Source organism: Rickettsia fournieri (assembly GCF_900243065.1).
GTDB lineage: Bacteria > Pseudomonadota > Alphaproteobacteria > Rickettsiales > Rickettsiaceae > Rickettsia > Rickettsia rickettsii.
Genome location: NZ_LT978483.1, coordinates 69,998 through 94,424 on the forward strand (window position 1 = coordinate 69,998; position 24,427 = coordinate 94,424).

Consider the following 24,427-nt stretch of genomic DNA (forward strand, 5'->3'; position numbering starts at 1 on the left):
TCTGTTCCCTTTTATGTCATCCCTAGCTAAAATGGGAATCCAGTGCCTGCCTCTGTCATAGCGTGGCTTGTCCACGGTATCTAGAAAAAATAAAATAAAGACTGGATGCCGTGGTCAAGCCACGGCATGACATAGTAGGTTTACCTGTTCATATAACAATACCTATAAATTATATTCATGATTCTTAAAAATATATCTTTACTAATAATATTATTTTTTTCAATATCAACTTTTTCTGCTGGTCATAGTCTAAAAAATATCTCTATTACTGTTGTTGCTCCGGCAACAGGAGTGGATAATAAAACCTTGTCGGATTTAAAAAATATTAATGGACTAAATTTACAAATTTCTTCTAAGTGTTTTGCTAAAGGTAAGCTACCCTTTCTTGCAAGTAGCGATGAAGTAAGATTTAATTGCCTGCGGGATGCATTATTTGATGAGTCTGATAATATAGTATGGAGTTTACGAGGTGGTTACGGCTCTGCGAGAATAATTCCCGATTTACTAAAGCTATCAAAACCAAATAAAGAGAAATTCTTTATAGGATATAGCGATATAACGGCGTTACATCTTTTTCTATCACAAGAATGGGGCTGGAAAACTATTCACGGCAGTAATATAGCCGATCTCTTAAAGCTGGAACAAGATCAAGGTAATTTTACCAAGCTTGCTGAAATATTAAAAGGTAAAGTAAAGCAAGTTACTATAGATAATTTAGTGCCTCTTAACGATATAGCAAAATCAAGTGATCTTGTTAACGGCAAACTAACAGGCGGTAACTTAACTATGGTGCAGACTAGTATAGGAACGAGTTGGCAAATAAAGACTAAGGGCAAAATTCTTTTTTTAGAAGATGTGAATGTAGCTCCTTTTAGATTAGATCGTGAGCTTTTACACTTAAAGCAAGCAGGGTTACTTGAGGATGTTAAGGCTATAATATTTGGTTCATTTGGTAAAGATCTTGATGCCACAATGTTAGTGCTTCGTAATTTTGCAGATAGTTTAGATATACCGGTATTTAAAACAAATAGATTCGGTCATGAAAAAATTAACGATCCGATTATTTATAATACGAATAGTAAGATTATTAAAAGTAAAGAATTTAAGTTAGTGATGGGGTTGTAAGCACTATTGAGCAGTTGCTAAGCCGTCATTGCGAGCGACTGAAAGCCTTGTTGCATGGTTTGTTTATGTCATTCCCGCCTACGCGGGAATGACATCGAGTCTGACCCCCATGCACCTGCGCAGGAATGACATAATTAGCCTATCGACTCAAATGCAAATAATCATTATACTTTGATAAATTCAAATCATAAGAAAAGAATTTATTTGTAATATAATGTTCAAGTAATTTTACTAATCCTGCTTTATGTCTATTTAAAGTCTCGATGCTTAAAGCTATTTCTGTTGTGTGCACATAAGGTTCGGTACTAGTTATTTTTACGTAGGCGATAGTAATATTGTTATTCATAACTGGATTCCCGCTTTTGCGGGAATAACACAAAAGGGGCTGAGGATGACATAAAAGGGACAGAGAATTACATTTCGTAAATCCGTTTTCTAGTAACATCAAACTTTCTATGATAAGTTGCGGAGAGAGTCCAAGCTCTATTTCTTTCTTAGTCGGAATAGTACCGGTCTTATAATCTAGTATAGTTATATTGTTTGATTTACTTATTTCAATTCGGTCAGCTATACCGATTATTTTTATATCTTGACCTACAATATTTAGCCGTAACTCCCCTTTAGTTTCAAAATAGATTTCTTTGCAGTTTTTTCGGCGTTCTATATCAAATAAAATAAAAGCTTTGCTGAAAGCCGTGAGTTTTATTTGCCAAGTCTTTTTTGTGTAGCTTGGTAAAATAGTGCTATATAAAATATGATTACCGATATTTATTAAAGCATTTTGTTTATCAAGCAAATTTAAATTAATATATTGTTTGTCATAATTTTTAGAATATTCCTCTAAAACTTTATGAATCAAATGACCGAAATCCGATATTTTAGGCTCTTCCCATATATGATCTTTTTTACGTAGTCCAAGAATTTTCTTAGCATAAAAACCGTATGGGTTTCTTATTAATGTTTCTATTTCGGTTACTGATAAGGTGGTTGGGAAAGAGGGGCTGTGGATCTCAATACTCTTGTCATACCGTGGCTTGACCACGGTATCCATATAATTACTGGACCCCGTGATCAAGTCACGGGGTGACACAGAACCTTTTTCTAGCTTCAAAAATAAATTACTCGGCACTGACAGTTTCCCATCATATTTTTTAGCATTCAGTATAACTATTTGCTTATTTTGTAGAAATAAATTGAAGTAATCTGAATATAGAGTAGGGGCGATTTCATCGTAATCTATATTTAGTATCTGCAAGGCTTTCTTGCTAAGCCATGGGTGAGCTTTAGCACTAAGTGTCCAGTTTTCATTATTAAAATGCGGTAATATAATTAAGTCAAATTCACATAATGCTAAATCTTCAGGCCGTCCTATAATAATACTAGCAGCGTCGGTATTTTTGTAATATTTGATATTAGAAAGTAAAAAAGAAAAAATTTTAGGAAAATCCTTTTTATCCGTTGAATTTACATATTTACTATATGCGGTTAAATTTGTTAAAAACTCAAGTAGTTCTGCTCCTCCTTCTTTTTCCCAAATAGTAGGCAAAAGTTTTTCAGTTATTTCTTTAGTTAAGGTTAGAATAGCTTGTATATTATGTGGAGTATCGGTAAATAAAATATCTATTAAGTTATGGCAATACTCTCTTATATCCTCATTATCAAATTGTAATTGCAATAAATATTTCGGTGAGGATATAAAACGGTTTTTATTAGATAGCATTAACTCTAACTGCTGCACAGTAGGGCAGTTAATTAAAGGATTTTTAAGTAATAAAAATAGAAGTTTTAAATCAAAATTATTACATAATATTTTAATAATGGAAGTTAGTAATTCACCTATATTAGTAAGCCTTAAGTCATTACCTAGTAGATCTTCATATTTGTCTAAAAAATTACAATATACTCTTTTAAGCTTATTATTATTTGTAACGATTGCAATCCGTCTGTCTTTATTACGGCTACATATATAAGCTATTTGTTTAGTTTCTTCATAAATGTCATTAGGTTCATAATAAGATATACCATCGCTAATCTGTTTGGAGGCAGGATTATAGTGAATTATGTAATCCTTTAATTCTTCTTCAAATCTTTTTAAAAAAACATTAGGCTTGAATATTCCGGCGAGTATTACCTGCTTATGTCCCGTTTTTATTTTTATTATTTCTTCTTGTAATAGCTTTAATTTATAAACTGCTTTAGTTTGTTTTTGAGTAAACGATATTTCTTCTTGCCATCTTAAAAAGCAATATTCTAGAAATTTATAAATCTTTTGCCAATAGTTAGAATTGTTATAGACTTCAATTAATTTTATATCGATATTATTGATTATAAGATCATTAAACAATTTTCTTAAAAGTTCTGCAGCTTTTAATGATTCATTTTTATTAAAAGGTAATTCTTTATATTCGGTGATAATGGATGATAAAATAAGTAATTCTTCTATTTTAGATATATAATCCGAATCGGTTTTTTTTGAAATAAGAGAATTAAAAGGAATAATAATAGGTAATTTAATTTTATATTTATCGGTTAAAATCTTCTTTAATTCTAGGCATGAGAAATTATTAGGCAATATTATTTGAACTTCTGTATCTTTACCTAATTTATCAATGATATACTCAGCAAAACTTTTCAAAAAAGAATAATCAGCAGTCATAAATAATGTTTTTGACGATAATATAGCAGATCAAAGGTCCGAAATCTTATTTAAAATGATAATATAGTACAATAAATAATATTTGATTATTAGTTTCTTATTAAGTATCTTTAAATATATTAATTTAAATTTAATAAGTAAGGTATCATTTTTTATTATATTATTTACTATTATAGTCTTTATAACATCACGAGCTTATGCTAATAATTTAAACTCACATATAGCTTATTGTGATAATATACAAGTAGAACAACAAGAAGATTTGGTAATACAAAAATTGGTTAAACTATTTGTGACTGAAATGAATTGTATTATTAGCGGCTGTTTACAACAATGGGATGTGCAAGATAATCGGGTAAAATATTCAATTGCTTGGCAAGAACAATGTGGACCTGTAATTTATGGTCAGTATCAACTAGAAGACAATGGTAGAGGTTCTACTTTCGTATATGAACGCTCTAAAAATTCCTTATGTTGTTGGCCGCTTGGATATGAATATAATAAAGCGTTTGTAATATGTTCATCTAATGATGTTAAAAACTAATATTTACTTACTAACTTTTACGAATTCTTTAAATAATTCTAAATCTACTCCATTATCGTTAAGATATTCAGGATGCCATTGAACGCCGATAACAAATTTATGTTTCGTTGATTCAATGGCTTCAATTATACCGTCTTCTGCTGTTGCAGATACGATAAGATCATTACCAAGTTGTTTAGCAGCCTGGTGATGAGTCGAATTAACCATAGTTTGTAGCTGATTATTAGCTATTTTAGCAAGTTTAGTATTTGCTTCTATATTAATTGCATGTGAAACGATGTTTTTAGGCGAAGGTTGTGTATGATTAATTACAGTTTCAATATAATCAGGAATATGTTTAATAAGCGTACCCTTAAAAATAACGTTTAATAACTGCATACCTCGGCATATTCCTAAAACCGGAATATCTCTCTCTAATGCTTTCTTTAAAACTAATATCTCAAAATTATCACGTTCTTCATTGGAAACTACTATATCTTCGGCGCATTCCGGCTCATAAAATTTAGGATGTATGTCCTCATCACCGCCTGGCATTACAACACCATCAACAAGTTCCATAAGCTGATTTATTGTATCACTTTGATAAGGTAATAATAGCGGTACACCGCCGGCTGCAATAATCGCATCGGTATAGTTTCTTCGCAAGGCGTACCATGGAAAAGTAGCGTAAGTATATTTTTCACAATTTTGAGCTAAATCAGGTGTAACACCTATTATCGGTTTTTTATACATTTTATTATAGTTTTATTATTTTTCGGTCAGCTATGTCATTCTTCATAGTACCGGACAGTTCATAAAGGTCCCGTCATTGCGAGCCAGCATTTATGCTGACGTGGCAATCTCAGGAGTTTTTTTTATATTATCTTATGAGATTGCCGCGTCGTTGCTAACGCAACTCCTCACAATGATGACTTGGCATCCACGCAGCAAAGTCACTATTACCCCTCAATATGCGGTGGTGTTTCAAAAGTATGGAACGGCGGTGGTGAGGTAAGTGTCCACTCTAATGTGTCTGCTCCTTCTCCCCAAGGATTGTTTGGACAATCTTTGCCGTATTTTAGCGTATAGAAAACGATAAATACAAAATAAAGGGCAGCAAACATAGAAATACCTGCTCCTATCGACGAAACCATATTCCAGCCGGCGAAAGCTTCAGGGTAGTCCGGTATTCTTCTTGGCATGCCCGCAAGACCTAAGAAATGCTGCGGGAAGAAAGTTAAATTAACGCCTATAAAGGTAATCCAAAAATGAATTTTGCCTAAAATGTCCGGATATTGTTTACCGGATATTTTGCCAAACCAATAATAAAAGCCTGCAAATGCCGTAAATAAAGCACCGAGCGACATCGTATAATGGAAATGTGCAACAACATAATATGTATCGTGCAGAACTCTATCAAGTGCCGAATTTGATAGGATTATGCCGGTTACGCCGCCGATCGTGAATAATATAATAAATCCTATCGAAAATAGCATAGGAGTTGGGAATGTAATCGAACCACCCCACATAGTCGCTATCCAGCTAAATATTTTAATACCCGTCGGAACTGCTATAATCATCGTTCCGGCAGTGAAATATATAAGTGCATTATAAGAAAGCCCAACAGTAAACATATGGTGAGCCCATACGATAAATCCAACAAAGCCTATTATCACCATGGCCCCGATCATACCTTGATAGCCGAATATAGGTTTGCGTGAAAAAGTTGAAATAACTTGACTTACTATACCAAAGCCTGGAAGTATTACGATATATACTTCAGGATGACCGAAAAACCAAAATAGATGCTGAAATAATACAGGATCACCGCCGCCGTCAGGCTTAAAGAAAGTAGTTCCAAAATTACGATCTGTAAGTAGCATAGTAATAGCTCCACCAAGTACCGGCATCGCAAGAATTATTAGAAATGCGGTAACTAAAATAGACCAAACGAATAACGGCATCTTGAAAAGCCCCATTCCTGGAGCTCTCATATTAAAGATAGTAACGATTAAGTTAATTGATCCAAGGATTGACGATAGACCGGTTAAATGTAAACTGAAAATAGCCATATCAACGGCTGCACCGGGGTGACCGCTTAAATTACTTAAAGGAGGGTAGAGCGTCCAGCCCGTTCCTGGTCCACCGTCAACAAAAGCTGATCCCATAAGTAAAAGAAAAGCAGGAACTAGTAGCCAAAAACTGATATTGTTAAGGCGTGGAAATGCCATATCGGGGGCCCCTATTAACAGAGGTACGAAATAGTTACCAAAGCCACCGAACAAAGCCGGCATAATCATAAAGAATACCATAATAACCGCATGTGCTGTGATAAGCACGTTATATAGCTGGAAATCATGATTTAAGAAAGTGCCGCCGGGCATTGCAAGCTCTAACCTAAAAAGCAGTGAGAACAAACCTCCGACAATTCCAGCAAAAACGGCAAATATGATATACATAATGCCGATATCTTTGTGATTGGTAGAAAAAAGCCATCGCCTCCAACCGTGTGGGGTGTGGTGGTCATCGTAATAAATTTCGGTAGTAGTTATATCCATAATTATTATTCTGCCTGTTTTAATTGTTCGATATCTGCTCCAACAATTGCCGGAATATTCCGAGTGATTTTATCATAATCCCAATCCCACCATTTAATTTCAAGTAATTGCTCAACTATCTCATCAGGAAATCTATAGCGTACTATCTTTGCAGGATTACCGACAACAATACTATACTAGTACCCATAGCAAAAATTTTCCTATAATCAATTTAACAAAATAAGCTCCTCTAACATTTTCATATTCAAATTTCTCAGGGTGATTAGAGTCATGGTAATAAGTGTAATCTCCGACTATTATATTTGGATTATGGATAAAATGTTTTAAAAATATCGTTTCTTTCGCTTGTTTAGGAAAAAGATGGGGATAAGGGTTATTGTGGTTAGTCATATATTAAAAAATTTAAAGTAATAGTTTTAGTTTATAAAATACTTGCGTTATAAATTACCCTGCTTCTTTACCTGCTGAATCATCACTACTTAATAATTTCTTGATGTCGATTAGAATCGGTTATATCGTTTAGTAATTTATCTAGTTCAGATATTTTTGTATTATAATTTTCCATAGAACTTCTAAATATAATTAGTTAGCTGCCAATTTTGGCTTCTTGCCATTCATAGCAGTCTTATTCTTGCTTGCAATCCAATTGTCGAAATCCTCTTTACTTACTACTTCTATAGCAATCGGCATGAAGCCGTGATGGATGCCGCATAGTTCGGAGCATTGTCCGTAATATACGCCTTTTTTAGCCACTCTTGTCCAGGTTTCGTTTATTCTGCCTGGGACTGCGTCTATTTTAAACCCAAGTGATGGAACGGCAAAACTATGTATTACGTCACCTGCGGTAATGAGAAACCTTACGGTAGCATTTTCAGGGATAACAATTCGATTATCAACATCTAATAATCTTTTGTGGTTAGGTTTTAAATGCTCATCAGAGATCATTACGCTATCAAATTCTAAATTATCATGATCAGGATATATATAATGCCAATACCATTGATAACCTACTACTTTAATAGTTAAATCCGTTTCGGGTATTTTTTCGGCATGACGCAATATTTTAAAAGACGGCACTGCAATAATAACTAAAATTATTATAGGTATTACAGTCCAAATTATTTCTATTAAAACATTATGTGAAAATTTTGCTGGTACGGGATTATTTTTTGCATCAAATCTTATGCATACAAAGCCAAGTAATCCGGCAACAAATAAAACAATAGCTGTTGAGATATAAAGCAGAAAATTATGAAAATGATGTAATTCCTCCATAATCGGACTTGCCGGCGGCTGGAACGTTACTTGCCAAGGTAACGGCTCGGAAGCAAAGCAATTATTGCTAACAATCAAAAAATAAATTAAAGCAATAGACATTTTTCCAAATCTCGCTTTTGGAGGTAATTTATACGTCAATCCGGTACTCGAATCCTCACGTATGCTTTTGTACGCTGCGGTTCGAGGGGAAGTGTCTCCTTTAAATTCCTCTCTATAAGCTGGTTTGGCAAGATGTCTAATAATATTTTTCATAGCACATATAAAGTTATTTATATTTAATATAAATGGATATACAGTTTTATTAAAGTAAAAATCGATAAATTTTTGTAAAAACTACATATTTTTAATAATATTTTAGCTAGAAAGTGTACCTATATTAGGATGTTGCAGTAAGTCAATAACTTCTATTACTTTCGCATTTATTAATTTTGCTTGAATTTATTTATTAACTGAGGATCGTGCTTTGTTATGGCGATTACAGAAGGACAAATATTTTGCACTAACCGAGCGTAATCATTAAAATCTTTTAGTTTAGGTAATATAAGTACTTTATCAACAAATGTGAAAGAACTTAAAATTTTTGCTCGTTGTAATTGATTATGGATAGGTTGACGTTTTTTATATTTAATAATTGTTTCATCCGGCTCTAAAGCAACGATTAAGTATTTACCGTGTTTTTTAGCTTTGCGTAGAAATTCTATATGACCGTAATGTAATAAATCAAAACAACCGCCTACTAGAACTATTTCACTATTTATAGGACAGTTTTTATTTAAAGAAATATTCTCATAATATTCTATTTTGGGTAATTTGACAGTATTATGGCTAGATATGAGTAGGACATAAGATTTATAAAAATTAATAAAAAATTAATAAAAATAGGAAAAGTCTAGGCATAATATTTATCTATATAAGTTAATGAAAATTAACTTATATAAAAAATTAAATTTTAATCAATAAAAAACTAATAAGACAGAAATAAAACAAAATTTTACAATTTTCTATTGTAATTTGTTTGTATGTAGTTCATATTATTACTAGTAATAAAAAATTGATTCAAATAATCTTCAGAGCAATTTTAATGAATGATACCGCACTATCTTATGATTTTAATGGCATATTACCATCATCTTTTATTAGTGCACGTCTCAGGAAAATCCTCACCTCTGCCTCCTTATTATTATTTATAGGATTAGTTGTTTTTGTCTCTTTTGCCGTTAATAATTATGTTAACGACACTTTATCCATAACTTTAGTACAACCTGATAGTAGTGAAGAAGAAACAATTTCATTTAAAGAAGTAGTAGTAAAAAAAGGCGATACTATAAAGTCAATTTTGATAGAACAACGTATCCCTAAAAATGAAATAGACAAAATTGTAAGTTTAATAAAAGAGGGAAAATTATCTTCTGCTCTTAAAATAGGGCAGCAAATTACTTTTGAATATGAAACAAAAATTACAGAAAACGAGGATGAAGATTTAACCTCAGAGGTAGCATTCTTAAATAAAATCGTTATAATTATCGATAAGCTAAAAACTATTGAAGTAATTAGAGAAGGTGATAATTTTAAAGTTGAAGAAATTGTAGTACCTTTAAGTAAAAAAGTTGCTAAATCGTCGGTAAGTATTGAAGCAAATTTTATGTCAGCTCTTAAAAAACTGGGCTTATCGGATAACAGTATAATAGAGCTGATTAATGCTTATGCTTATCAAATCGATTTTCAGCGTCAAATAAAAAGCGGTGATACTGCAACCGTAATAACAGAAAAATACGTAACGGAAGACGGTAAATTTTCCCACTACGGTAAAATTCTATATGTTTCATTAAATCTTTCAGGGAAAGAATATAATATATATCGTTATTCTCATGACAATAACGCAAATAATCATGCATTTTTTTCCGAAGACGGTAAAAGCGTAAAAAGAAGCTTACTTAAAACTCCGCTAAAAGTTATAAAAGTTTCTTCACATTACGGTAATAGAAAGCATCCGATACTCGGTTATACTAAAATGCATAAGGGGGTTGACTTTGCAGCTCCAACCGGTACGCCTATATATTCTGCAGGAAACGGAGTTATAACAGAAATAGGTTGGAAGTCGGGTTATGGAAAATTTATTCAGGTAAAACATAGCGGTACGCTATCTACTGCTTATGCGCATGCTTCAAATTTTGTAAAAAATTTAAAAGTGGGAAGTATCGTAAAACAAGGACAAATCATCGCATATGTCGGAAGTACCGGCAGAGCTACAGCTCCACATTTACATTATGAAGTTAAAATTGATGGCAAACATGTTAATCCTATGTCAGTTAAAACAACACCGGGTATAGAATTAAATGGAAAAAATTTAGAGAAATTTAAACAATTTAAAAAAGAAATAAAAACTTTAAGTGTTAAGCTTGATAAGGAATTGCAAGCTGATAAAGCAGCCACAGTTTCATTGTAGGGTGAATCCTTGTCATACCGTAATCAACTTGTTGTACGACTCTTATGTCACTCCCGCGAAAGCGGGAATCTAGTAAAATCTATAAAAAACTTGTTTTTTATAGGTTTATTTTATCAAATATATAATTTTGTATTAATATTAAGGTTGTTTTTTCTGGATTCCCGCTTTCGCGGGAATGACATTTACAATTATGCTCCCACTACTAAAAAAACTATATCTCACATTTGCTCGTAGTAGTCGTATAATAATAACCTTAGTGATTATTGATCAGTTAAGTAAATGGTGGTTTATTGATAATTTGAGATGGAAGCCGGGCTTAATGCTTAAGGTTACTTCTTTCTTAAATATGGTTTATACTTGGAATTACGGTATTAGCTTTGGTCTAATGCGTGAATATTATCAATATAGCAATACTATTTTCTTAATAACGAACACGATTATTGTCTGTTATTTATATTATTTGATGATACGTTCAAAAACGATCGGAAGCTTTGCCGGTTATAGCTTTGTAATCGGCGGAGCTGTTGGTAATCTAATTGATAGATTTTTTAGAGGAGCAGTTTTTGACTTCATCCATTTTCATTATCAGAATTATAGCTTCCCCGTATTTAATTTAGCTGATTGCTTTATTACAATAGGAGTAATTATCTTAATAGAAGATTATTATAGTACTAAAAAAGTTATTGAAGAAAAGGCTAAAGGGAATTATGATAATGCTCAAATTGAAGCTATGGCTGAAAAAATTCGTAATACCGACGATAAGGGTGGTAACGATAAAATAGCCTCCTTGCAAAATTAAACTTATAGAGAGGCATTTGAAGGAAACACGGAACGCAGAACCGTAACATAGTAGACCTACGTGAGGATTCGAGTACTGGATTGACGTACAAATTACCTCTAGAAGTTCATTTTGCAAGGAGGCTATTATAATTTTAATTTATAGGTGTTTAAGTGAAAAAGATTTTTTTATTATTTACTGTTTTATTAATTACTTCTGCTTGTAGTAAAAAGTTAAAAGAAACCGTAGGTATATCAACAGCTGGACCTAATGAGTATCAAGTACAGCGTGCTAAAGCACTAGAAGTTCCGCCTCATTATTATTTACCTGATCCTGGGCATAGCAAAACAACTTACAGTAATGTAAAAGGACAAGGTGAATTTAATGAAGGTGAACAAGCATTAATGCAGGACATGCATTAGTATACTTGATCAAATTCAAAAATTGGCTACGTCGTTTTACAAGATCTGCGGTGCTCACGTATTAAGTATACGCTCCGCTCCTCGACTTGTAAACTCCTTGCTCTTTTTGAATTTGATCTTCATATACCTGTTCTTGAATACTAAGACTGCAATGTTCTTTCAAATTAATTCATGAATTCTCATACAAAACAAAAAATAGGTGTTTTTGGGCTTGGTAAAACCGGTATATCGGTTTACGAGGAATTGCAAAATAAATATGATGTAATTGTTTATGATGATTTAAAAGCAAATAGAGATATATTTGAAGAATTATATAGTAAAACCGCTATCGCTGCTTTATCTGATTCAAGATGGCAAAATTTAGATACAATTGTCTTAAGTCCTGGAATTCCTTTAACGCATGAGATAGTCAATATTGCAAAAAATTTTAATATTCCAATCACTTCCGATATAGACTTATTATTTGCAAAATCAAAAAACTTAAAATTTATAGCTATAACCGGTACAAACGGTAAAAGTACTACTACTGCTTTAATAAGCCATATCTTAAATAGTAGCGGTTTAGACTATCCGGTTGCCGGTAATATTGGAGTTTCTGCTTTGCAAGCTAAAGCAAGTAAGGATGGATATGTACTTGAATTGTCTTCTTTTCAGCTAGATCTAGTAAAAACCTTTACAGCTAAAATAGCCGTGCTTCTTAATATAACTCCCGACCATTTAGATAGACATCAGGATATGACCTGCTATATTGCAGCAAAATCTAAGATCTTTGATCGAATGGATCAAGAGAGTTATGCGGTAATTAATATCGATAATGATTATTGTCGTGAAGTCTTTATAAAATTGCAGCAAGAGCAGCGTATAAAGCTAATTCCTTTTTCGGTTACTAAAATTCTTGAAAACGGTATTTCGGTAGTTGATGATAAAATTAGCGCTAATTTTTTTGATGATATAAGTTTTGAATTACAGCGTAATTCAGAAAGTTTTAGACAAGATGAATTTCAAGGTGAGCCTGCGGAGCGTATAAAAATACGTGAGCACAGGCGAGACCTGCAAAATTCGCTTGTATCAAGCTTTATGCATTATGCTGTACCTTTTAATAAAAACCTGCAAGGAGTTCATAATTGTGAGAATATTGCAGCAAGTTATGCAGTAGCTAAAATAATAGGAGTAGAACCTAAAAAAATACTTGAATCTATAAGTAGTTTTCAAAGTTTACCTCATAGAATGCAATATATCGGTAGTATAAATAATATAAGTTTTTACAATGATAGTAAAGCGACAAATGCCATATCTGCCGTGCAATCAATTAAAGCACTCGATAATATTTACTGGCTTGCGGGAGGAATCCCTAAAGAGGGTGGTATTGAGGAAATAAAGCCTTATTTCAGTCAAATTAAGAAAGCTTATTTTTATGGTCAAGCTAAAGAAATATTTGCAAATACTGCTAAGAATATAGTAGATTTTGTAATATGTGATAATCTTGAGCAGGCTTTCGATCTTGCTTATAAGGATGCAGTAGGTGATAACGCGGAGGTAAAAAATATCTTGTTAGCACCTAGTTGTAGCTCATATGATCAGTTTAAAAATTTTGAAGAGCGTGGCGAGTTGTTTATAAAATTGTGTAGTATCCTGTCACCCCGTGGCTTGACCACGGGGTCTAGTTAAAAATACTAAATAATATTAGTATTTTTTATTGTTTTTCTGGATACCGTGGTCAAGCCACGGGGTGACATCGAGGGTGTTTTCCGATCCATGCAATAACATTATAAATATAGCCATAATTGAATAACTATAATATGAATAACGAAATATCTAATAACTTTATAAAATTATGGTGGCGGAGTACCGATAGGCAAATAATAATTTCTTTAATTATCTTATTTGCTTTTAGTCTAATGCTTGTTACTACCTCAGGTTCAGCAGTAGCAAGTAGAATAGGTCTTGAAGAAAGTTATTTTGCATCTAGACAAATATTTTATTTAGCTGCCGCTTCGGGACTTATATTATTATTTTCATGTCTTAATAAAAAATGGTTAAGGCGTTTTGCAATAGTTGGATTTATTGCTAGTATAGTTTTATTAATAGCAGTTAAATTTTTTGGCTATGAAGTAAAAGGCGCAGTGCGATGGATTAATATTCTAGGTCTATCTATTCAACCTTCGGAATTTATCAAACCGTTTTTTGCAGTTGTTACGGGCTGGATATTATCGCTAAAATTTAATGATGAGTTTCCAAGTTTTACGACTTGTGTAATACTTTATTCTATTGTTGCTATTCTCTTAATTATTCAGCCGGATTTTGGAATGCTTGTAATGATTACTGCAGTTTTCGGTATTCAACTGTTTATTGCGGGTATGCCGATATTTTGGATTGTTTTAGCCGGTTTTTTAGGAATGATAGGAGTAACTATTGCTTATTTTTGGTTACCGCACGTAACGCAAAGAATTAATTCGTTTTTAGATCCAGATAGTAGCGAGAATTATCAAGTTAGTAAGTCTCTTAAGGCGTTTGAGCATGGCGGGTTATATGGACGAGGTCCAGGGGAGGGGGCAGTAAAGCAGGTACTACCCGACTCGCATACGGATTTTATTTTTGCTGTAGCAGGTGAGGAGTTTGGAGCTATTATTTGCCTTATTGTTATAGGTATATTTGCTTTTATAGTATTAAGAAGTCTTATTAAGTTATTAAACGAAACAGATAAATTTGTACAATTCGCTGCTAGCGGTATAATTGCACAATTAGGGCTTCAGGCAATAATTAATATGGGCGTGACTTTACATTTACTTCCTACTAAAGGTATGACATTACCGTTTATTAGTTACGGTGGTTCTTCAACGCTTGCAATAGCTATCGCTACCGGTATGCTTCTTGGCTTTACAAGACACCGAACGCCGTTAAATTCGTACAAAATTCGTAATATTGAAATATGAAAAAAATCATTTTGGTAGCAGGAGGGACGGGGGGACATTTTTTTCCGGCAGTTGCTCTTGGAGAAGAATTAATCAAACGTGGCTATGAAGTTCATTTTATTACTGATTTAAGATGCAAACAATATATAAAGCAGGATATGAAAGTAATTTTTCATATCCTAGATTTAAAACGCTCAGGTAATATTTTCTTGTTTTTACCTAGGTTATCAATTGCAGTTTTAAAGGCTATTAAATTATTATATAATATGAAGCCTTCCGTCACTGTAGGGTTTGGCGGTTATCCTGTTATAGCTCCAATGTTTGCGGCAATTTTTTTAAGAGTACCGATTATAATTCATGAACAGAATTCTTACCTTGGAAAAGTTAATAAATTTTTTGCAAGCTTTGCTAAAAAGATAGCTATTTCTTATGAAAAAATAAAGAATTTACCGGAATTTGCAAAAAGTAAAATAGTAGTTACCGGTGGGGTAGTTAGAGAGAATATTAGGGAATTAAAGGTTATAGAAATGTCGTCCCGTGGCTTGACCACGGGGGCCAAAAAGTCTTTAATAAAAACACTGGACTCCGTGGTCAAGCCACGGAATGACAAGCTTTTTACAATATTCATCTTTGGCGGTAGTCAAGGAGCTAAGTTATTTTCAGAGCTGATACCTGCAAGTATCCAAATTTTGATGCAAAAACAGCCAAGTCTTGAATTAAATATAATCCAGCAAGCAGCATTAGATGATCAAGTAAAAATAAAAGATATATACTCGAAATTAAACATTACTTATGAGTTTGCTGAATTTTTTGATAATATGGCATTGCAATATAAAGAAGCCGATTTAGTGATTTCAAGAGCAGGAGCATCTACTATAGAAGAATTGACCTATATAGGGTTGCCGGCAATCTTTATTCCACTGCCTAGTGCTGCGGATAATCATCAATATTACAATGCACAATTATTGGAAGATAAAAAAACAGGATGGTGTTTAGAGCAGAATAATATTTCTGCAGGAAAATTAGCAGATAAAATACTCGATTTGATAAGTAATCCAAAAATATTAGAGGATGCTTCACAAAATTTATTAAAAAGAAGAAAAGAAGGGCATAAGCTATTAAGTAACCTCATAGAAGAGGTGATTGCGAGGAAAGACTGTAAGTTTTGACGAAGCAATCTCGTCAAATATCCTGAGATTGCCACGCTCCTTTTAGTTGCTTGCAATGAAGGGGTGGAGACATACAACACCAAAAATACCTCAGAATAACAATAATTTAATTAAGCACATAGCAGTTCAGCTCTTTATCCTTGCAAGTTTGGCTATTATGTGGCATTAATCATATTAGACTTTCTGCATAACTTGCTTCTAAGGGTAATTTGTGCGTCGATCCGGTACTCGCATCCTCACGTACCAAAGCGTACGCTGCGGTGCTGCGTTCCGTGTCTTCTACAAATTCCTCCTTATTAGCTAAGTTGTACAGGAAGTCTAATAAAAGTTTTGGAATAATATAAATATATGTTAAAAAAAATTATAATATTATTTTTAGGAATGTTTTTACTTTCAGCTTGTACAGATAATTTTAGAAGCTATTTTCAAAGATCAGCAAATAACAGATTGGTTGATAGCAAAGGTGCTAAAGGCGGCAAGAGAAAACCTGTATATAATAATAAATATATTACTTTGGCTAAAAAGAATATAGTAGAAGATAATCTTGATTATGATAACGATGATGATGACTATGATAGCGATAGTCCTTTAAGAGGAGAAAGAATCGATCCTGTAAAGAGAAATCGTGAAATGTATCTTAAGATGATTAAAAGGGATATAGCAAGGCAAAAAGCAGAAGCCGGTTTCGCTGAATCCGATGATGATATGACTTTAAGTAGAGCGAATAAAAAGGTTAGAAAAGACTATAGTGATAAAGAAAAAAAGATACAAGAGGAATTAAATCAGATAAAAGCCATGCTTAGAGAAACTAAGCGTGATATATCAAAATATACTTGTCCAAATGCTGTAGTAAATCAAAATTATGCCCCGCCCGTTACAAATTATGAGCCTGTAAATTATCCACCGGTAAAAAATAGTAAGCCGTATAATAACAATTCTAAGGTAAAGCAAAAATTTATCCGTGAAGATGATGATAACGGCAGTAATGCTTGTTCGATATAATAAGGCTATTCTTAGCTAAAAGCGGAAATCTCCAGTCTTTAGATATATACAGCAATCTCTGATGTGATATATTTATCACTATCAATAGGTTTATTATTTTTTAAGTAAGATTATTATTTATTAATAAAAATTAATATTTGAATATAGAAATATGTTAAATTTATTAATAGGTATATTATGAAAAGTAAACTCTCAGCAAGTACTGCTAGTCTTACCTTTATAAAAGGCCTTCAAAACCCTATTGTTACTGAAATAAAAGAATTAACAAAAAAATTACATTTTTAAAGATCAAGAGCTTGAAAAAGCTTACGGTATGGCTTCAGATGATGTTTCTATTCAAGCAACAAGAGAACAGATATTATATGCTTTAAGAGCTGTGGAATCTGCAAAACAACATTCAACAGACAAGACACAAGCATTTATGAAATGACTACGGTATTTGTGTTGCTTACTCATTTGCTAATTATAAAAGAAGCGGTAAGGACATACTAGAATTTGTATCACCTTATTTATTAAAAAACGTATCTGATATGGAATATATTAAGGTATATATTCCTGGAGCATATATAAAAGAAAGTAATAAAAATGATGCTATGGAATTGCTTGGTAAACGAGAAGTAAGAGACTATTTAGATCAAAAGTCTTCTGAGTTAGTAAGCACATCGCTTGTACCGTCTACTCCTTCTACAACGGACTCATTTAATTATGAGAGTGATGAAATTACGGTTGCTGGAGAAGAGAAAACGACGCCGAATACTGAATACGCTTGATACCACTATCACGCTGTGGCTTGTCCACGGGATCTGAGTCAATCATTTTTTTTGTGTAAGTTCATTTTTTATTTTCCAATAAATCATATTTAAAATTCCCACAAAGTATTTCAAATTGATTTAAAGCTAATGACCAATCTTTTATAGGCATAGTCCATTTTTTAGCCGCATTTTGCAAGGCTAAAAATATTATCTTTTGAATTGATTTATCATCTGGAAATACACCTTTATTTTTAATAATTTTCCTAATTTGACGATTTATAGACTCTATGGTATTCGTGGTATAAATCACCTTTCTAATCTCCTCAGGAAAGGCAAAAAATGGTATTATTCCTGACCAACTACGCTGCCAAATATCAGAAATTACTGGATATTTTTTATCCCATTTTACACTAAATTGTTGCAGTTTTAAACGAGCCATTTCTTCGTTATTTGCCGTGTAAATTTGTTTTAAATCTGATGTTACCTCTTTTAAATCCTTATGTGACACGTACTTTACTGAATTGCGTACCATATGCACTATACATAGTTGTACTATAGTAGCAGGAAATATGCTACTGATAGCCTCAGAAAAACCTTTTAAACCATCAACGCAAGCAACATAAATTTGTTCTACACCTCGATTCTTTAATTCAGTTATACTTGCATCCAAAATTTAGAGCCTTCATTTTTTCCTATCCAAATGCCCAATAACTCCTTCTTGCCTTCTATATTAACCGCAATTGCCAAATATACAGCTTTATTTATTACTATATGATTATCTCTAGATTTAACATATATGCAATCCAAATACAATATTGGGTATATCCTATCTAAATAGCGATTTTGCCACCTAGTTACCTCCTCTAGTACTCCATCTGTTATGGTTGATATTAAATCACTAGATACTTCAGTTTGATATATTTCTTCTAAGTGACCACGAATCTCACTGACTGTCATACCTCTACCATAAAGTGAAATTACCTTCTCATCAAATCCATTAAATCTCCTCAGCCCTTTTGGTATTAATTGTGGATTATACTCACCTTCCCGGTCTCTTGGTACTTCTAATGTCAACTTACGACTATCATCATCAATTACTGTCTTTTCATAGCTACCATTACGACGATTATTGTCTACTTTTTCTACTTTACTATGCTTTGAGTAGCCCAATTCATGATCTAACTCACTTGCTAATATTTTCTCAACTATTTGTTTCTTTAGCTGTTGAAATAAACCATCTCGACCAAATAACTCTGATGGGTCTGCTTTTGATAATAATTCTTCTACTAGCTGATTACTTATGTTTAATTTTTCTTTATCTTTACCTATTTCTTTAGCCATAATTTCCCTTTGTTTTAGTTACTTCTTTTTACAGTAATCTCTTACTGCTTTTTTTGCAACTTACACAAATTTTATTATAGACTCACGTCATTGCGAGGAAAAACTGTAAGTTTTGACGAAGCAATCTCAGGCGTCCTGCTTTATGAGATTGCCACGCTCCTTGCAGTCGCGGCGTTGTTGCATGGCTTGAAAAACCAGTTCGGTGTCATACCGTGGCTTGACCACGGTATCCAGTAAAACCACTCAAAATACTAATATTATTAGTATTTTTAACTAGATCCCACGAACAAGTCGTGGGATGACAGAGATGAAGCAAGCCATACCACAAGGCCTTCAGTCGCTCGCAATGACGAATTTAAGGATATTTATGACCAAACAAGAGCTGCGTCTTTATTTCAAAGAATTTTTAATAAAAAAACAAGATAAGATTAATTCCGATTTAGTCAAAAACTCTCTAATCAATAAAATTAGCCGGTTATTACAGGAGTTAAAAGTATAAAGACAGTAGGACTTTACTTTCCTCTAAAATACGAAATTAACTTACTTGAAATAACAAACTTACATCCTGAAATAAGATTCTTCCTACCGAAAATCATAAAAAATGAGATAAAATACGGTATAATAACCTTAATTTTTTTAACTTTGGGTAAAATGGTTGATATAATAAAAAAAATTGTCGTATTGATCGGTGTACCTTTTGCTTTTTTTGCACAAGCAGTTGGAGATTGGCTAGAAACAGGACAAATATCCGGCGATACTCAGACTGGAGATATTTGCTTTCAATTAGCATTAGTAGGAGTAGGGACACTTATCATAGCCCAGGCATTTAGTAACTTGCCTGATGATGTATACAACGAATATGTCAAAGTAGTACAAGATAGTGAAATACAAGTTACATTAGTTGGCTAATTTTTTTCTATTCATAATAGGCTACAAATTATTCGATTTATAGCTTTTTTCTTATAAGTTATTACACAAACTTATTATTTCATCTTTATATTTTTGTTTGTGTAAATATTTGCTTTTTAAATTTAGATTTTTAAAATCCTTGTGATTCAATGGTGGGTATTTACTAAGCTTTATTAAATCTTCATCTAAAATAAAATGCTTACGAGGAATATTTATAGTTTGTGCATTCTCTTCACGATAAGCTGCAAGCATTTGAACTTTGTGATTAAAACTCTTATCATCACTTCTATATTTTATTTTTTTCCAAGCATCTTTCGGCTCAACCTTATAATTTCTAACATCTAATAAAGTACTAAGAGTAGTTTGATATTTATTAGTTAAATTATTTCTAATAATTATATTATTTAACTCTTTATATATCTTATACAAATACTCCACGTCTAACATTGCATAATTTAACATATCACTAGTAATAGGGCGTTTTAGCCAGTTAGATTTTTGGTGGGTTTTATCGATAGTAATACCGATTAGCTTATAGCAAAGGTCATCATAGCTTAGCTGTTTACCAAATCCGCAAATATTTGCTGCAATTTGTATATCAAAAACATTAGCAGGTAGTGTTTTAAATAAATTATAGAAAATCTCTAAATCTTCACGAGGAGCATGAAATATTTTAGTAATATTATTATCTGCAAGCAGCTTATTAAAAATATTCAGATCTAAATTGCTTAATGCATCAATTACTCCGCAATATTCTTCTGCTTTAACTTGAATTATACTAAGCTGAGCATAATAAGTATAGCGACGCTCAAATTCCGTATCTATGCTTAAGCATGCCTTATTTGCTAACCGGTTACAAAATTCTTCTAATGTTTTTTGATTATCGATAATTTGCATAGAAGCTATTTATAAAGCTCCGATAATTTTTAAGAAAAGATTAGTATGAGATAACGACAGAACCACTTCAAGACCGATTAAAATAATAATAATCCACTCAAGTTTGGTGGAATGTTTATAATTAAGATCGTTTGAAAGAATGTTTAAAAGCTCGTGAATCATATTAAGACGATGATTCATTATATTTTGCCGTATTTCTATGTCTTGAAACTCTGCTGTCATGAGATATAGAGGCTCATAACTCGGACGACGCCAAAAGAATTCTGGAGTATCGAATATATCGCTATGCAAACTGATTGAATAACGCTCGTTAAATAATATACCTATTTGCTGTAATATCTCCTTTTTAGAAAGCGATACGCTACCGGTTCTAGCTAGTTCCTGTTGTATAGGGGTTGTCTGAACAATCAAGTTACTAACAGATTGCTCAAGAACGCTAAGTTTAACCGATTGTGCAAGCGCATGGGAAATAGAAAGTTTAACAAAAACTGATTTATCTGCCAAGATTATTTTATTTTTTTCTTCATCAATAAATGTTTTCTTGACCTCCGTATTATATTCAAAATAAATATAATCGGATACCGGCTCTTTAAGCTTATTTACTGGTACTAAATCAGTATCGCTTAAAACTATTTTTTCTTGAATTTCATCGCCGCCCCAAATAGTTACACAACCAAACGGAAAGAAAAATATCTCTATAAAATCAGAATCTTTATTTATCTCTTTCCGAATATATAAAACATCGTCAAAATGTTGAGGTTCAAGACCAATCTTTTTTAAATTAGTAACTAGATCACTCATCTTATATTCGGAAGAAGTACAGTAAGATGAACATCTCATGATTATTAAGTTTAATTTATATAAATTTAGAGTATAGTAGTTAGGAACCTATAAAGTCAATAATATTATAATTATGTATGAAATATTAAGTAATAGAGAAGTTATCAAAATAATAGGTTTTGATTCCGTAAAGTTCCTACAAAATCTCATTACTAACGATATTTGTAAGAGTATAGTCAATTCAGTTGAATTCGGATACAAGGAGCGAGGAGCGAAGCCTATAATAATAGGCGAGACGATGAGTAACGCAGTAGGCGAGTCCAAATCAATTGACTATAATTATTGCTATACTTATTTGCTTAATAATCAAGGAAGATATTTATTTGATTTTTTCGTGTATGTTCATAACCCTGAGGAAATTTACCTTGATATTGATAAAAGTAATAAAGCTGCTTTGATAGAGTATTTAAACTTCTATAAATTTCGCTCAAAAATACAAGTAATAGATTGTAGTGACGAATATAAAGTTATCTACTCACTTCAAAAATTAGATATAGACTCGCTAATTACGGTTCGTGATCCTCGTTATGCTAAGCTTGGTTTCCGCTCAATAAATAAGCTCGATGTCATACCACTGTGCGGTATCCAGACAATAATTAAAAAAGACTGGACCCCGTGGTCAAGCCACGGGGTGACAGAGGGGGAACCGCCCCCCTCAACAACATCTCCCCGCGAAAGCGGGAATCCAATATACCTAGAAGATAAATATAATTTTGCAATAATAGATGGTGTGGAAGATTTAATCACAGATAAATCTATTCCAAATATGTATGGTGCTGAGGAGTTAAATGCAATTAGTTTTGATAAAGGTTGTTATGTCGGGCAGGAAGTGATTTCAAGGGCTAAATATCAAGGAGTTATAAGAAGAAAGATATATAAAATTACAGCAGATGAAGATTTATCTTCATTAGTTAAAGATGAAGAAATACTCGCAGATAACAATAAAATCGGCGTAATATGCTCAAGTTATCACAATAAAGCAATCGCCTTAATCAGAGAAGAAAAATATCTTGCCGATAAAGGAGCTGATGTTACCATTAAAGGGATTAAAATAAACTTATCTCTCGCACCTTGGTATTAAATAATAGTTAATTTTTTAATAATTACTTGATATTTATTAAGTTTTCATGTATTATAATAATTATAAATAGATACAAACCATATTTCATGGTATTTTTTTATAAAAAATTAATATAAATTGGAGACTTTTATTTATACACCTTTTCAATTATTAACTTCAGGAAACATACAATTAATACCGGCTATATTAAACAGAACTAATGTTAACAACAAACTTAATATTTTTGAAGCTCTTTGTAGTTTAATACCTCAACAATAAGATCAGAATGTTAAAAATGTTTTAGAAAATACTGCTGTACAGATATTAAACAAAATGATCCTCATCCCTGACACTAATTGGGATAAGAAAGATACAAACGGTAATACTATACTTGAATGGGGTATTTGTAGTAATAGCTCCAATGTTATTGATGTATTTCATCATAACCCTGCACTTATGGCAAAATTTGTTTCAACTGAGAAAGCACAAATTCATAATTTTTTCCGTGTTGCTATGGAGTCGCATATTTCTGATGATTTCCGTAAGACACAAATTGAAAAATTTATACAATTAGGTTTAGATATTAATGATCTTGGTCAAGATAATCATATTGCTTTATATTCTACAATAAATATCAGCTTATTACTAATAATCCGAGTAATCAAAATATAAGTTTATTTCAAACTCAAATGGATAAATATTATAAAATAATTGAGAATCTAGTTAAATTTGGTGTTAATCCTTCGCTTGAAGCAAATAATATATTAAATTTATTAGCTACCGGTACTTTACAAATACAAAATACAATATCTAAAATGTCCGATAACGGTCATAAATATTTAGCTCAAGCAGGTTTTAAAACTTTAATAATGAATGCAAAGGAATTAGTAGAAAAAACATTAGAAAATTGTAACCTTGGACATTCTACCGGCGGTAATAATATGATTGCTACGCTTGGTAATATAATATGGTCTATTAAACAAGATATTTCAAAAGCATCCGGTCAAGAAAAAACATTGTTAATCAACAATTTTAAAGAACTGAAATCTTTAGCTGAGCCTATAATAGAAAAAATAGTAAAAAAGCAAGGATTTAATCCTAACATTATGGATCAATTGAATTCTAATACAATAGCATGGTTCGGTGAATTTGGAGCCGCATTCTTAGAAAAATGCATAAAAAATACGCATACAAAACCTGATGTAAATTTCTATGATAAGAGTGGTAAAACACCACTTGATTGGTATAGCGATTATAATGCTACTAAAATCGTAGAAACTTTAATAAAAAATGGCGGTAATGTAAATCTTCAGTGTACTCAAGATGCAGCTACTCCTGGCCATAGATTATTTTTAAATAATTCAAAAGTATAATGCTAGCACCCCAAAACTGCCAACTCTAAAAGCATTATTAAATAAAGAAAACAAGCCGCCGTTTGATCCAAGTATCAAGATGGTAGGTAATAAAAACTGCAGCAGATGTATTAGAAGAGAAAAAACAGCTATAGTTGATGACAATGATTGTCATAATGCACTTGATGAGTACACAACTTGGTATAATAACGATTATACTGTAGCATAATTAGGTCAGGCAGTAGAAGTTTAATCTTTATGAATAAAAATGAGTCTTGTATTTCATTCCTAGCTAAAAGCGGCCTTATTGCATGGCTCGTTTACATCATGCCCGCAGAGCAGGAATTTCAGCATAAAGCGAGCTTTCAAAAAATCTTTTAAAAAGTTTTGAAGTACTGGATTCCCGC

General features: G+C 32.3%; 22 protein-coding genes and 6 pseudogenes. 18 read left to right on the forward strand and 10 right to left on the reverse strand.

Going from position 1 to position 24,427, the window contains the following annotated elements:
* Window positions 1-177: 177 nt before the first annotated feature.
* Window positions 178-1,125, forward strand: coding sequence for an LD-carboxypeptidase (locus C4Q30_RS01425; protein ID WP_103896994.1), 948 nt, complete (start codon window positions 178-180; stop codon window positions 1,123-1,125).
* Window positions 1,126-1,264: 139 nt separating this feature from the next.
* Here C4Q30_RS01425 and C4Q30_RS01430 read toward each other — a convergent pair whose 3' ends face one another.
* A complete protein-coding gene (locus C4Q30_RS01430; protein WP_103896995.1) occupies window positions 1,265-3,781 on the reverse strand; it encodes a PD-(D/E)XK nuclease family protein in 2,517 nt (838 codons plus the stop codon).
* Window positions 3,782-3,863: 82 nt separating this feature from the next.
* Between C4Q30_RS01430 and C4Q30_RS09380 the strand changes: the two genes are divergently transcribed.
* Window positions 3,864-4,325 carry a hypothetical protein gene (locus C4Q30_RS09380; RefSeq protein WP_245207406.1) on the forward strand — a complete coding sequence of 154 codons (462 nt, stop codon included), beginning with the start codon at window positions 3,864-3,866 and terminating at the stop codon, window positions 4,323-4,325.
* A gap of 3 nt (window positions 4,326-4,328) precedes the next feature.
* Here C4Q30_RS09380 and C4Q30_RS01440 read toward each other — a convergent pair whose 3' ends face one another.
* The 5 genes and pseudogenes from C4Q30_RS01440 to C4Q30_RS10395 form a co-directional block, all read right to left on the reverse strand.
* Window positions 4,329-5,057 (reverse strand): gamma-glutamyl-gamma-aminobutyrate hydrolase family protein, encoded by a 729-nt coding sequence (locus C4Q30_RS01440; RefSeq protein WP_103896996.1) that lies wholly within the window; start codon window positions 5,055-5,057, stop codon window positions 4,329-4,331.
* Between the two features lie 206 nt (window positions 5,058-5,263).
* On the reverse strand, window positions 5,264-6,862 hold the full coding sequence (gene ctaD / locus C4Q30_RS01445; RefSeq protein WP_103896997.1) for a cytochrome c oxidase subunit I: 1,599 nt from the start codon (window positions 6,860-6,862) through the stop codon (window positions 5,264-5,266).
* 5 nt (window positions 6,863-6,867) lie between these two features.
* Window positions 6,868-7,252, reverse strand: a pseudogene (locus tag C4Q30_RS01450) (acetyltransferase).
* Between the two features lie 192 nt (window positions 7,253-7,444).
* Window positions 7,445-8,392 (reverse strand): cytochrome c oxidase subunit II, encoded by a 948-nt coding sequence (gene coxB, locus C4Q30_RS01455; RefSeq protein WP_103896998.1) that lies wholly within the window; start codon window positions 8,390-8,392, stop codon window positions 7,445-7,447.
* 170 nt (window positions 8,393-8,562) lie between these two features.
* Window positions 8,563-9,003, reverse strand: coding sequence for an adenylyltransferase/cytidyltransferase family protein (locus tag C4Q30_RS10395; RefSeq protein WP_209445196.1), 441 nt, complete (start codon window positions 9,001-9,003; stop codon window positions 8,563-8,565).
* Window positions 9,004-9,221: 218 nt separating this feature from the next.
* Between C4Q30_RS10395 and C4Q30_RS01465 the strand changes: the two genes are divergently transcribed.
* From C4Q30_RS01465 to murG, 7 genes and pseudogenes are all read left to right on the forward strand, one after another.
* On the forward strand, window positions 9,222-10,586 hold the full coding sequence (locus C4Q30_RS01465) for a M23 family metallopeptidase (protein ID WP_103896999.1): 1,365 nt from the start codon (window positions 9,222-9,224) through the stop codon (window positions 10,584-10,586).
* Between the two features lie 190 nt (window positions 10,587-10,776).
* Window positions 10,777-11,385, forward strand: coding sequence for a signal peptidase II (gene lspA / locus C4Q30_RS01470; RefSeq protein WP_103897000.1), 609 nt, complete (start codon window positions 10,777-10,779; stop codon window positions 11,383-11,385).
* Window positions 11,386-11,388: 3 nt separating this feature from the next.
* A pseudogene (locus tag C4Q30_RS10635) lies at window positions 11,389-11,504 on the forward strand (palindromic element RPE1 domain-containing protein); the annotation flags it as partial.
* A gap of 33 nt (window positions 11,505-11,537) precedes the next feature.
* The gene (locus C4Q30_RS01480) at window positions 11,538-11,786 is read left to right on the forward strand and encodes a DUF3035 domain-containing protein (RefSeq protein WP_024704530.1); all 249 of its coding nucleotides are present in this window, start codon (window positions 11,538-11,540) and stop codon (window positions 11,784-11,786) included.
* Between the two features lie 171 nt (window positions 11,787-11,957).
* Window positions 11,958-13,454, forward strand: coding sequence for a UDP-N-acetylmuramoyl-L-alanine--D-glutamate ligase (gene murD / locus C4Q30_RS01490; RefSeq protein ID WP_012152743.1), 1,497 nt, complete (start codon window positions 11,958-11,960; stop codon window positions 13,452-13,454).
* 131 nt (window positions 13,455-13,585) lie between these two features.
* Entirely contained in the window at window positions 13,586-14,719 is a 1,134-nt protein-coding gene (ftsW, locus tag C4Q30_RS01500; RefSeq protein WP_103897002.1) for a putative lipid II flippase FtsW, read from the forward strand.
* Window positions 14,716-15,867, forward strand: coding sequence for an undecaprenyldiphospho-muramoylpentapeptide beta-N-acetylglucosaminyltransferase (murG, locus tag C4Q30_RS01505; protein WP_103897003.1), 1,152 nt, complete (start codon window positions 14,716-14,718; stop codon window positions 15,865-15,867). Before ftsW ends, murG begins: the two co-directional genes overlap by 4 nt.
* 178 nt (window positions 15,868-16,045) lie before the next feature.
* Here murG and C4Q30_RS01510 read toward each other — a convergent pair.
* Window positions 16,046-16,204: pseudogene (locus C4Q30_RS01510) on the reverse strand (palindromic element RPE1 domain-containing protein); the annotation flags it as partial.
* 11 nt (window positions 16,205-16,215) lie between these two features.
* Between C4Q30_RS01510 and C4Q30_RS01515 the strand changes: the two are divergent.
* Window positions 16,216-16,869: a hypothetical protein gene (locus C4Q30_RS01515; protein ID WP_103897004.1), complete on the forward strand. Its 654-nt coding sequence runs from the start codon at window positions 16,216-16,218 to the stop codon at window positions 16,867-16,869.
* Between the two features lie 530 nt (window positions 16,870-17,399).
* On the forward strand, window positions 17,400-17,639 hold the full coding sequence (locus C4Q30_RS08715) for a hypothetical protein (protein ID WP_198913015.1): 240 nt from the start codon (window positions 17,400-17,402) through the stop codon (window positions 17,637-17,639).
* A gap of 61 nt (window positions 17,640-17,700) precedes the next feature.
* Here C4Q30_RS08715 and C4Q30_RS01520 read toward each other — a convergent pair.
* A pseudogene (locus C4Q30_RS01520) lies at window positions 17,701-18,962 on the reverse strand (IS256 family transposase).
* Between the two features lie 207 nt (window positions 18,963-19,169).
* Here C4Q30_RS01520 and C4Q30_RS10640 point away from each other — a divergent pair.
* The 3 genes and pseudogenes from C4Q30_RS10640 to C4Q30_RS01535 all read left to right on the forward strand — a co-directional run.
* Window positions 19,170-19,236: pseudogene (locus tag C4Q30_RS10640) on the forward strand (permease); the annotation flags it as partial.
* Window positions 19,237-19,329: 93 nt separating this feature from the next.
* Window positions 19,330-19,577: pseudogene (locus C4Q30_RS01530) on the forward strand (5-formyltetrahydrofolate cyclo-ligase); the annotation flags it as partial.
* 66 nt (window positions 19,578-19,643) lie between these two features.
* On the forward strand, window positions 19,644-19,871 hold the full coding sequence (locus C4Q30_RS01535; RefSeq protein ID WP_029374947.1) for a hypothetical protein: 228 nt from the start codon (window positions 19,644-19,646) through the stop codon (window positions 19,869-19,871).
* Between the two features lie 51 nt (window positions 19,872-19,922).
* Here C4Q30_RS01535 and C4Q30_RS01540 read toward each other — a convergent pair whose 3' ends face one another.
* Both C4Q30_RS01540 and C4Q30_RS01545 read right to left on the reverse strand, forming a co-directional pair.
* Window positions 19,923-20,768: a ribonuclease D gene (locus C4Q30_RS01540; RefSeq protein ID WP_103897005.1), complete on the reverse strand. Its 846-nt coding sequence runs from the start codon at window positions 20,766-20,768 to the stop codon at window positions 19,923-19,925.
* Between the two features lie 9 nt (window positions 20,769-20,777).
* Window positions 20,778-21,569 carry an RMD1 family protein gene (locus C4Q30_RS01545; RefSeq protein WP_014410794.1) on the reverse strand — a complete coding sequence of 264 codons (792 nt, stop codon included), beginning with the start codon at window positions 21,567-21,569 and terminating at the stop codon, window positions 20,778-20,780.
* Window positions 21,570-21,681: 112 nt separating this feature from the next.
* Between C4Q30_RS01545 and ygfZ the strand changes: the two genes are divergently transcribed.
* The 4 genes from ygfZ to C4Q30_RS10155 all read left to right on the forward strand — a co-directional run bounded on the left by ygfZ (window position 21,682) and on the right by C4Q30_RS10155 (window position 24,249).
* A complete protein-coding gene (ygfZ, locus tag C4Q30_RS01550; protein WP_103897006.1) occupies window positions 21,682-22,689 on the forward strand; it encodes a CAF17-like 4Fe-4S cluster assembly/insertion protein YgfZ in 1,008 nt (335 codons plus the stop codon).
* Window positions 22,690-23,001: 312 nt separating this feature from the next.
* Complete coding sequence (locus tag C4Q30_RS01555; protein ID WP_103897007.1) at window positions 23,002-23,340, forward strand: hypothetical protein; 339 nt, start codon at window positions 23,002-23,004, stop codon at window positions 23,338-23,340.
* A 17-nt stretch (window positions 23,341-23,357) separates the two neighbouring features.
* Window positions 23,358-24,041, forward strand: a complete 684-nt coding sequence (locus C4Q30_RS01560) for an ankyrin repeat domain-containing protein (RefSeq protein WP_103897008.1) — start codon at window positions 23,358-23,360, stop codon at window positions 24,039-24,041.
* A 79-nt stretch (window positions 24,042-24,120) separates the two neighbouring features.
* Window positions 24,121-24,249 (forward strand): hypothetical protein, encoded by a 129-nt coding sequence (locus tag C4Q30_RS10155; protein ID WP_280641657.1) that lies wholly within the window; start codon window positions 24,121-24,123, stop codon window positions 24,247-24,249.
* The last annotated feature ends 178 nt before the right edge of the window (window positions 24,250-24,427 follow it).